Source organism: bacterium, assembly GCA_035549195.1.
Lineage (GTDB): Bacteria > Oederibacteriota > Muellerivitia > Muellerivitales > Muellerivitaceae > DASZRK01.
The window spans coordinates 18,344-27,895 of record DASZRK010000014.1 but is presented as its reverse complement, the minus strand read 5'-3'; the positions used below and the strand labels follow the sequence as shown (position 1 = coordinate 27,895).

Genomic DNA, 9,552 nt, shown 5'->3' with positions numbered 1-9,552 from the left:
AGGGGCACTTCCTCGATGGGGATCTGCACCCCCAGGTCGCCCCGGGCCACCCTCACCATGTCGGTGACCTTCAAGATCCCGTCCAGGTTCTTGACCGCCTCGGCGCGCTCGATCTTGGCGATGGTGTGGATGCGCTTGCCCTTCTTCTTGGCATAGGCCTTGATCTTGAGGATGTCCTCGGCCTTCTCGATGAAGGAGACCCCGAAGAGGTCGATGCCGTGCTCCAGGCCGAAATCCACGTATTTCAGGTCCTCCTCGGTCACCGGCTCCGCGAAGATCTTCCCGTCGGGGATGTTCAATCCCTTGTGGGACAAGAGGGGCCCGCCCACCAGCACCTCGCATTTCACCAGGGCCGGACGGATCTCCAGGACCTTGAGCTGGATGAAACCGTCATTCAGGTAGATGAGGCCGCCCAGCCGCACGCTCTGGGTCAAATGGGGGTAATCGACGGGGATGCTCTCGTGGAAGAGCCGGAGGATCTTGCGGGAGGTCAGGTAGATGACATGGCCCTTGTGCAGATACATGGGCTGCTGCTTCAGCTTCCCCACGCGGATCTTGGGGCCGGGCAGGTCGATGAAAATGGGGCATTTGGCCCGTTCCTGGGACGCGACCTCCCGGATGATCTTGATGTCCGCGGCGTGCTGTGGCAGGGTCCCATGGGCGAAATTCAACCGGGCCACGCTCATCCCGTTCCCCATGAGGCGGGCCAGTTTCTCCCCGGAGCGGGAAGCGGGACCGATGGTGCAGACGATCTTCGTCTTCATGTGACGGGGTTTCATCCGGCCTCCGGTCTCATTTCCTCTTGGGGACGGGGTAGCCCAGTTTCTTGAGCACCTTTTCGTCCTTGCGCCAATCCTTCAGCACCTTCACCCAAAGCTGCAAGAAGACCTTTTGACCCAGGAGGTCCTCGATGCGTTCCCGGGCGGCGGAGCCCAGGGCCTTCAATTGGCCGCCGCCGGCGCCTATGACGATACCTTTTTGGCTGTCTTTTTCCACGAAAATTGTGGCCTGGATGAGGACGGGTTGGGGCGCTTCCCGCTCCTCGAATTTATCGATCAACACCGCCACACCGTAGGGGATCTCCTGCCGCAATTGGAGGAAACATTGTTCCCGGATCATCTCGGCGGCCAGCTCCCGGACCGTCTTGTCGGTCAGATCATCCTCCGGGAAGAGCGGTTCCTGTTTTGGCAGGAACTTTTTGAGTTGGGCGACGACCTTCTCGACGCCTTTCCCCGACAGGGCGCAGATGGGAAAGACCAGCCAGTCGCCGTTCAGCTCCCCCTTGATCTTGCCCGTCAATTCCTGCACCCGTCCGGCGGGCACCTGGTCGATCTTGTTCAAGAGGCAGAGCACGGGCTTATGGAACTTCCTTAGCCACCCGGCCACCAAGTGGTCCTCGTCGGTCAGCCCCTCCTTGGCGTCCACGAGGAATAGGGCCGCGTCGGCCCCCTCCAGGGACTCCTCGACCTGCCGGAGCATGAAATGGGAAAGGTCGTTCTTGGGTTGGTGGATGCCCGGCGTGTCATAGAGAACGATCTGGGCCTCGGCGTCCTGGAAGATGCCCGCCATGGAACCCCGGGTGGTCTGGGGTTTGGGGGAGACGATGGCCAGGCGTTGCTTGAGGACCCCGTTCAGGAAGGTGGACTTGCCCACGTTGGGCCGGCCCAGGATGGCCACCGCGCCGCAGATGAGTTCAGAGGCCATTTTCACCGCCAAGACGCCAAGGCGCCCCGAAAGGCGAAGAAGATCCCCGTGGATCCCCGAACCATTCCATCATCCGGACCTTCTTCGTGCCCTTCGCGACTTCGTGGTTCAATTGAGCTTCCTTTGAATATCGAAGACCCGGTCCTCCCGGACCCCGAATTTGGCGAGCATTTCCTTGGGAAAGGTCAGGTCGCAGGTCCTCTCCGGCGAATGGCCGTCGGACCCCACGGAAAAGGTCACCCCGGCCTTCACCGCCTTCTCCATCAGGCGGTCATAGGGTGTCAACCAGCGGTTGGAGACCTCCATGGCCACGTTGTGTTCCAACAGAATGGCGATCAGTTCCTCCTCCCACCACTCGGGGAAGACCGCCTCCGGCTTCCCCAGGGCCAGGGGCGGGAGCATGGTGCAATGGCCCAGGATGCTGTAACCCTGCTCGGCGAACTCCTTACGGAGGACCTCCAAATGGGTCTTGAAGAAAAGGTCCCAATCCTGGATCTGCTGGTTGGGGTTGTAATCGGGCAATCCCCCCTTGAGGAATTTGATGAGGGGGCTGAAGCCGATCCGCAGGCCGTTCAGGGTGATCCCGTGGACGCTGCCGATCATATAGTCGAATTTCTTCCGTGTCTCCGGAGCCAGCACGAAACTGCGCCCCAGGTCCATCTCCAATCCCCGGGCCACGGGATATTGGGACAGGAAGTCGGCGTAAGCCAGGAGACGGTCGTTGGAATTGAGATAATCGCCCAGGCCCGTGTGATCGGAAAGACCGACCCGCACCGTTTCTTCCTTGGCGCGGGCCAGGATCTGTTCGATGGATTGGCGTCCGTCGGACCATTCGGCGGTGTGATTATGACAGTCGAGGTAGGTCATGGCTGGAACGATCCCCGTTCTTGTGACCGGAATGGCGGCCGATCGGCCCGCCCTGAGCGAACAAAGCGAGTCGAAGGGTTATGGCGATCCAAATAAGTCAGGATATTCCTCACCTCGTTTCAAGTTCTATTTGTCGCAAGTGCTGGGCGGCTTTCGTCCGGTTCAAAGGAGCCGCCAAAGCCGCCCGGAAGGCTTTCTTCGCTTCGGGAATAAGCCCGGCTCTCCACTCCAGGCTTCCCAGTTCATTATAAAGGTGGGCCAATGGATATCCCTCCGAAAGGGCCCGGCGAAGGGTAAGGATCAGGGGCCCAATGTCATCCTTCATCGGCCTCTCCCCATAGGCGACTTCATAGTTCAGTTGGGTATAGATCTTTTCCCAAAGGCAGGAGGCCAGGAAAGGGTCCGCTCCAGCCATCGGTGCGCGGTCACTCAATTCCTTCAGGATCGCGGACCTGGGCCCCGACACCGACCGTTCCAGGACCATCTCCGTGCTGTGGGCCAATTCCCGGTCCAGACGGACCCAGTGTTGAAGATCGTGGCTGTTCCCGTCGGTCGGAGGTACGACGAAAATCATGTCCCCTCCATAGCGCCCCCGGCCCTCCCAGTCCAATCCGTAGGCACGGCCTTCCGGGAAACGATGGGTCAGGAAAGGGCGGTAATGAAGATTGACGATGACCGCCACCCATCGGGGGCCGCCCGGCACCGGACATCGGCATGCATCGGTGGAAAAAGTGGCAAAAGCCAGGCTCTGATCCAGGACTTGGGTTCCCAGGTTCGCCAAGAAGCTCCCGGGGCCCTTCTCCCGCTCCCAATGGCGCAGGACCTGGTAGGCCCGATATCCCCGGACGGATTTTATGTTCTCCGCCCACCGGGAACTGGGCGTGGACCATTCGCCGGGATAGATGGCGAAAAGCCGCCAACCTTCCCAGGCCGAGGAAAGTAAAAGGATCGCCACCAGGACCCAGCGACGCCGTCCACGCGCCTCACGCCAAACCCATTCCAGACCCAAACCGCAAAAAGCGAAGGCGAAAGGCATGGCCGCCGAAAGACGCAGATATTCCAAGCTGCGGGTCAGGAGCGCCGGTACCAAGGAGAGCAAAAACGCGGCCGCCAAGAAAAGGACGGCCGGTTCTTTACGCCGGGCATAGGCCTTCCAGGTTCCGGCCAGGAAGAGCAGGCCCAGCATATAGTTCAAAAAAGGGCCTCCCACCGGCAAATAATCCCCCTCTTTCGGTTCGAACAGGGCGATCGAACCCAGGTAGGAACCGACGATCTTCCATTGGTCCCTACCCCATGGATTTCCCAGGACCGAGATGCCGTGAAGATAGTTCCCCGAACCCTGGATCGCCAGGTCCCATGCCAAAGGCAACATGGCCACTCCAAGGACCAGGACAAAGGTCCAAAAAGAACCTTTCCAGGGACCCAGGCCCCAACCGCTCCTGGCCGCCACGATCCAGACGATCAGGACCCCGACCGGATAATAGGCCGGATAGGAATAAAACCCCGCCGCCGCCACCAGTCCCAGGGCCCCGGCTCCGACCCAAGATCGGGGACCGCTTTTTTGGTCAAGGAACGATCCCAGGAGATGCAGGCCCATCAATTCAACCAGGAGCATGGTGTTGGATTGCATGGAGAACCGGGCCACATAGGACGCCCAGAAGGAGGTGGCAAGGAGAAACGCGATAGGCCATGCGGCCCTTTCTCCCAGGAAACGTTCGGCCACCCAGAACGCTAAAAGGACCGTCAGCAAGGACTCCAATGCCGGGAGGATCCAGAGGGAAGTAAAGGAGGCCCCGGCCAGCTTGAAGAACAAGGCGGTCAACCAGGCGTTCAAAGGGAGGCTTTGGGTATCCATGTGCCGCAAGACCCAATCCCAATGCCGGGACAGTCGCAAGGCCAGGCTTGCATGGAGGGACTCATCGAAACGAGGCCAGCCCGAAAGGTTCGTCAGGCGGAAAAACCGGAAAAACGCTGCGACCCCCAACAAGACGAAAAGGCCCACTCCACGCCTGCAAAAAAGGGTCATCCAGGTTTCTTTTCTGGCATTTTTTCGGGATCTTCCAATTTGTGAACCGGCGGGGTCCCGCCCTCGGGCACCGTGATCTTCCTTTTCCTGGGTTTGGGAACGGTCTCCACCGGGCCGGCCGAGCCCGTCCAAGGCGTTTTCCGTTTCACCGCCCTCACCCGCAGGAGGGCCTTATCGGAAGCTTCCAACACCTTGAAGACCACCTCCCGATCCTCGAGGACCCGCCCCTTGCGGGGCACCTTGCCCATCACCTCGGTGATATAGCCGCCCAAACTGGCCACATCCCCTTTCGGCACCAGGTTCACTCCCAAGGCCTCGTTCACCTCGTCCAGGGCCACGTCCGCCTCGATCACGAAGGATCCATCCTCCTGTTTGGCGATGGCCTTTTCCTCGGCCGTCTCGTGTTCATCCCGGATCTCCCCGATGATCTCCTCGATCAGGTCCTCGAGGGTGACGACGCCCGCGGTCCCACCGTATTCATCCACCACGATGGCCATGTGGAAACGGCCGCGGCGGAATTCCCGCAATAGGCGGTCCACCCGCATGGATTCGGGCACGAAATAGGGCTTCCGGAGGATGTCCTGGACGACGATGAGTTCCCGGTGCTTCCAGATGGAGAGCAGGTCCCTGGTATGGATGATGCCCACGATGTTGTCCCGGTTCCCCTTGAAGACCGGCACCCGGGAATAACCCTTCTCCACCACCACCTCCACCAGGTCGTCCAGGGGCGTGGCGATGTCCACACAGAACATGTCGGTACGCGGGATCATGACCTTGCCCACCTTGGTATCGGTGAACTCGAAGATGGACTGGATCATCCGCTTCTCTTCCTCGTAGATGGTCCCGGCTTCCTGGCCCATGTCGATGAGGTGCTTCACGTCCTCTTCCGTGACCAGGGCCACCGAGTTGTGGGAAAGCCCCGGGAAAAGGCCGCCGAGGGCCTTGGCCATGACCCAGTTCAGGGGGGAAAGGACCCGGTCGAAAAGGTAGATGGGGACGATCAGGAAGCCCGCCATCTGGGTCGAAAAACTGCGTCCCACCAGCTTCGGCAGGGCTTCAGCGAAAATGATGATGACGACGGTCACGGCCGCCGAGACCACCGTGCCCGTGACCGTCGGGCTCCAGCCATGGACCTCGGAGAGGTGGATGGCCATGTAGGCCGCCAGGGTGGAGGCGGCGATGGTGGTGATGTTGGTGCCGATGAGCATGGAGGTCAGCAGGCGGTTGGGATGGTCCTGCCAGGCCCGGTAGGCCATCCCCAGGGGCCCGGGTAGTTGGGTGCGCTGTTTGAGGATCGGGCGCGGGAGCGACAGGAGGCTCGTCTCCACCGCCGCAAAGAACATGGCGAAGAGCAAGAGACCGAATAGGATCCAAAGATGGATGAATAGGTAAGTGTCCACGGGCGTCCTTCTGGGGGTCGGTGCTCAATTATAGGGGATTGGAATTTTCAAAACCTTGGACAAAAACATAAAAGCACCCGCGAAAATCAGGGTTTAAAACCTTTCAAGAGGCGTTCCTGGAGACCGAACATCCTCTTCTCCTGCCGGACCGTCACGTGGTCGTGACCCAGGAGATGGAGGATCCCATGGACCACGAGCAGGGCCAATTCCCGTTCCATCGGGACCCCACGCTCCTTGGCTTGGCGGGCGGCCTGCGGCAGGCTCACCACCACATCGCCCAGGGGCAAGGGGCCTTTCGGCGCCCTAGGCATCCGGCGCCCTTCCAGCAACGGGAACGAAAGCACATCGGTGGTCTTGGCCTTGCCCCGGTAGGAGCGGTTGAGTTCCTTCATTTCAGCGTCCCCGACCCAGGTCACCGACAGCTCCGCGCCCCTCTCGAACGATGGACCCTTCACCCGGCGCAGGACCAAGCGCGACAGGCGAAGCACCCATCCCCGGGACACGGGATCGGCACCGGTCTTGTTCACAAAAAGGAGTCGCATGGAGATCTCAGGACGGCCGCTGGTTCTTGTCGCCCGGGGCCGGACGATCGCGGCCCTTGTCGTTCTCCTGGTAGGCCTCCAGGATGTTCTGCACCAATGGGTGCCGGACCACGTCCCGGGGCGAGAAGGTCACGAACTCGATCCCCTTCACCTGGCCCAGGATGCGTTGGACCTCGATGAGCCCGGAGGTCCGGCCGACGGGCAGGTCGATCTGGGTCACGTCCCCGGTCACGACCATCTTGGAGCCGGTCCCCATGCGGGTGAGGAACATCTTCATCTGCTCAGGGCTGGTGTTCTGGGCCTCGTCGAGGATGATGAAGGCGTTGGACAGGGTCCGGCCCCGCATATAGGCCAACGGCGCCACTTCCACCGCCCTCTGCTGGAAAAGACGCTGGAGCTTGTCGTATTCCACCATGTCATAGAGGGCGTCGTAGAGGGGCCGCAGGTAAGGGTCCACCTTGTCCTGGAGGTCGCCAGGCAGGAACCCCAGCTTCTCCCCCGCCTCCACCGCCGGGCGGGTCAGGACGAGCCTCTCCACCTGGGACTCCCGCAGGGCCGAGACCGCCATGGCCATGGCCAGGTAGGTCTTGCCCGTCCCGGCCGGGCCGATGCCGAAGACCACGTCGTTGGCCTTGATGGCCTCCACATAACGGCGCTGGTTTTCCGAGCGGGCCTGGATGGGCCGCTTATGGGAGGACATCAGGATCGTCTCGCCGGGAACCTCCTCGGCTGGTTCGGACCTGCCCTGCTTGGCTTCATGGATCATGCGTTGGACCGTTCCCGGCTGGAAGAAACCTTCCTGTCCTCTCTTGATCTGGCCCCGGAGCCGCTCGATGACCTGGCTGGCGTGGGAGACCTCCAGGGGCTGTCCGGTGAGGATGATCTCGTTTCCCCGGGCCACCAGGTGAACGTCGAAGGAATCCCGGAGCAGTTTGAGGGTATTGTCCCTTTCGCCCAGGAGACGGACGCATTCCTGCTGGTCATCCAGGGTGATCTTCCGGTTCACGGTTTGGGACAAACGGGCAGCTCCTTGGGCTGGGGATGGGGGAAATGAAAAACCCCCTGGTCCCTAGATTAGGGAAAGGGGGCCTTTCACTTCAAGCCGTCCAAAGGGCCGAAAAGGGCCCTTTAGAAGTAATTGACCGGCAAGGTCTCCCGGGGTTTGGTGTGCGGCACGTATTTCGGGGTGTCGCTGGCGTCCTTCTTAGCCTTGTCCAGGTCCTCCTGGGTCCAATCCCGGCGGATGAGGAGCTCCTGCTTGGGATAGATCAGGTCCGGATCGGTGATCTGGTCCCGGTTGGCCTTGAACAAAAGCGGCCAATCGAAATTGTCCTTGTAGATGATCCGCATGCCCGAGATATCCCAAAGGGTATCGCCCTTGACCACGATGTACTTCTCGATCTCCTTCTTGGGCGCTTGGGTGGGTTCGGGGGTCGCCGCGGGTTCTTCGGCGACCGGCGGAGGTGGAGGCGCGGGGGCCGGGGTCGCGGTCGGTTCGGGGGCCGGGGGTTCTTCGGCGACCTCAGGAGCCGGCGGCGCTTCCATGGGCTGGGGCGGCATCACCACGTCGGTCTGGGGCTGGGTCGGGACCTCGTCCCCTTCGATGCGCCGTTTCCCGGCGCAACCAGCATCGATCAACCCCATCGTAAGAACGGCCACCAACAACCATTTCGCATTGTTCATCCTCGACGCTCCCCTGGGCCCCAAGGCCCCTTGTTCTGGACGCGGCTCCGACCGGCGAAAAGGCATTATTGAATCAATTTGAGGGACCGTCAAGGAGGCCGAATCGAGGTCCGCCCCGGTTTAACAGGGGAACGTTCAAATGCTCGCCGGGAAAGCCGTTTCGCGGGACAAATTCCACCTGCCAGGACGGGTGTTCGACCAGGAACGGATCGAGCAGGGTTGAGGGGTCAAGCAAGACCGGTATTGCCGCGTTTCACTTGATGAAAGCATCCCCAAAGGTGACGTTCAACTGGAAGCCGTCAGAATTCGGCGTCACCTGTCCCAGTTGGACATAGGGATCCCCGGTATCAAAGACCTGATCGCCGTTCGAATCGAAATAGGCCAGGAGATAAAAAGGGGCAAGCCCGATCGGGGCGGAGGCGGTGTTCGTCAGGAAGTAATAGTAGTTGCCGTTGCGATTGACCCTACTCGCGGAATTTTCATATTGCAGGTTGGGGAAATCGGAATTCCCCACCGTGCAACAATTGGTCGACAGCGGTGAAGAATAGGCCGCGTCCGAATAGGCTTGGAGGACGATCCGCCGGCAAGATTGGACACTACCCCGGCTACCGGTGTAGTCCACCGTGCCATAAACACCCCAATAGCTGCAGGAATCATCGAAAGTGATGGAGGGTCCGGCCGTTGTCGGACCCGTGACGGTCACGGGCCAGGAATCCGCCGAGACGGGCATGGAACAGCTTCCGGCGGCGGCATAACGCATCCCGGGGAGCGGGATAAAGTAGGTCGGCGGCGGGATGAAATCGTTCAATCCATTAAGATCGTAATAAGCCACCAGACGATAGGTTCCCGGCCCATAGGCCCCGACCGTGTAGGTCCCGCTCGAAACACCCATTCGCACCGAAGGATAGGACCCATTCCGGACCAAGATGGCATGGCTATAGTCCACCGAACCCACTCCGGAATAAACGACCGTTCCGGATATCTTGTAAATGGGAGTGGTCGTCGGACAAGAGGTATAGGTCGACGTCACGGTCAGACAAGGGGTCGGGGAGTTGAAAGACGATGGGGTGAAGGTCGGGCTCGGTGTCACGGTGACCGTGACGGTCCCAAGGGTCGGCACCGAAACGGGAGTGGGCGTGTCCGTCCATGGAAGGGTTGCGGCGGCTGTTGGACTGGTCGTGGAAGTCACCGACGGCGTGGGGGTCGGCGAAAGGACCAATTTCGGGGAGACAATAGCGGTTTTGACACAAGATTGGATGACGGCCATCGTCGAGGCCGAAAGAAAGAAAATGACCAAACAAGACCTTTTTCTTGGATCCATACCCTATCC

9 protein-coding genes are annotated in these 9,552 nt (G+C 60.7%); all 9 read right to left on the bottom strand.

All coding sequences use genetic code 11. From position 1 onward, the window contains the following. On the bottom strand, positions 1 to 779 hold a 779-nt coding region (locus VHE12_02745), incomplete at its 3' end, for a pyruvate kinase (protein HVZ79702.1). 13 nt (positions 780 to 792) lie between these two features. Then, the gene (gene era / locus VHE12_02740) at positions 793 to 1,704 is read right to left on the bottom strand and encodes a GTPase Era (protein HVZ79701.1); all 912 of its coding nucleotides are present in this window, start codon (positions 1,702 to 1,704) and stop codon (positions 793 to 795) included. A 108-nt stretch (positions 1,705 to 1,812) separates the two neighbouring features. Next, complete coding sequence (locus tag VHE12_02735) at positions 1,813 to 2,571, bottom strand: PHP domain-containing protein (GenBank protein ID HVZ79700.1); 759 nt, start codon at positions 2,569 to 2,571, stop codon at positions 1,813 to 1,815. 109 nt (positions 2,572 to 2,680) lie between these two features. Beyond that, positions 2,681 to 4,465 carry a glycosyltransferase family 39 protein gene (locus VHE12_02730; protein ID HVZ79699.1) on the bottom strand — a complete coding sequence of 595 codons (1,785 nt, stop codon included), beginning with the start codon at positions 4,463 to 4,465 and terminating at the stop codon, positions 2,681 to 2,683. A 128-nt stretch (positions 4,466 to 4,593) separates the two neighbouring features. Continuing rightward, complete coding sequence (locus VHE12_02725) at positions 4,594 to 5,997, bottom strand: hemolysin family protein (GenBank protein ID HVZ79698.1); 1,404 nt, start codon at positions 5,995 to 5,997, stop codon at positions 4,594 to 4,596. A gap of 86 nt (positions 5,998 to 6,083) precedes the next feature. Then, positions 6,084 to 6,539: an rRNA maturation RNase YbeY gene (gene ybeY / locus VHE12_02720; GenBank protein HVZ79697.1), complete on the bottom strand. Its 456-nt coding sequence runs from the start codon at positions 6,537 to 6,539 to the stop codon at positions 6,084 to 6,086. Between the two features lie 7 nt (positions 6,540 to 6,546). After that, positions 6,547 to 7,557 (bottom strand): PhoH family protein, encoded by a 1,011-nt coding sequence (locus VHE12_02715; protein HVZ79696.1) that lies wholly within the window; start codon positions 7,555 to 7,557, stop codon positions 6,547 to 6,549. 110 nt (positions 7,558 to 7,667) lie between these two features. After that, positions 7,668 to 8,222: a LysM peptidoglycan-binding domain-containing protein gene (locus tag VHE12_02710; GenBank protein ID HVZ79695.1), complete on the bottom strand. Its 555-nt coding sequence runs from the start codon at positions 8,220 to 8,222 to the stop codon at positions 7,668 to 7,670. Positions 8,223 to 8,475: 253 nt separating this feature from the next. Further along, the gene (locus VHE12_02705; GenBank protein ID HVZ79694.1) at positions 8,476 to 9,519 is read right to left on the bottom strand and encodes a hypothetical protein; all 1,044 of its coding nucleotides are present in this window, start codon (positions 9,517 to 9,519) and stop codon (positions 8,476 to 8,478) included. Positions 9,520 to 9,552 lie beyond the last annotated feature (33 nt).